This is a genomic window from Alcanivorax sp. HI0044, from assembly GCF_001634945.1.
Window position 1 is genome coordinate 1 of sequence record NZ_LWEZ01000328.1, and the last position, 796, is coordinate 796.

1 pseudogene is annotated in these 796 nt (G+C 61.9%); it reads left to right on the forward strand.

Going from position 1 to position 796, the window contains the following annotated elements:
• Positions 1-375: 375 nt before the first annotated feature.
• A pseudogene (locus A3730_RS03945) lies at positions 376-796 on the forward strand (Na+/H+ antiporter NhaC); the annotation flags it as partial.

Consider the following 796-nt stretch of genomic DNA (forward strand, 5'->3'; position numbering starts at 1 on the left):
TGGCCCGGCTGGCGGCTTTGGCCGTGGAGCGTGATTGCGGGCGTTTCGAGTGGAGCGTACTGGACTGGAATACGCCCGCCATCGATTTCTATGAAGGCCTGGGCGCACGCCCCCAGTCAGAGTGGGTGCGCTACCGTCTGGAAGGCGATGCCCTGAAGGCACTGGCGAATAGCGCCTGACGCGCTGTCTTGTTGGTGCCAGCTGCGCCTGTCGTGTGGCCGTTTTCGGTTGCCGTTTGCCGAGTGAAACTCCGACGACCGGTGATGCCGGTCTGTCGCTGCACTGGTAGACTGCGCCGCTTTCTGTACAGGCGGTAAGTGCTTACTTGCGCTTGCTCACGTATAACCGAACGTTCTGTCGCCCACTGTTGCCGCCATGACTGAATCCCGACACCGCCGTCCCTCCCTGTTTGATGCCTTGCTGCCGATTGTCGTGTTGGTGGGCCTGCTGGCGGCGGCGGTGTACCTGTATGGTGACAGCGCGTCTTCCGGGCCTAACCAGATTGCCCTGTTGTTCTGCGCCGGCCTGGCCTCATTGATCGCGTTCAAGAACGGTCTGACCTGGCGGGAAATCGAAACCGCCATGGTACAGGGAATCTCGGTGGCGCTGGGTGCCATCCTGATTCTGCTGATGGTCGGCGCGCTGATTGGCACCTGGCGGCTGGCGGGCATTGTCCCGTCGCTGATCTATTTTGGCCTGGAGCTGATGAACCCGTCGCTGTTCTACGCGGCGGCCTGCCTGATCTGCGCGATTATTGCCCTGAGTATCGGTTCCAGCTGGACTGTGGCGGCCACCG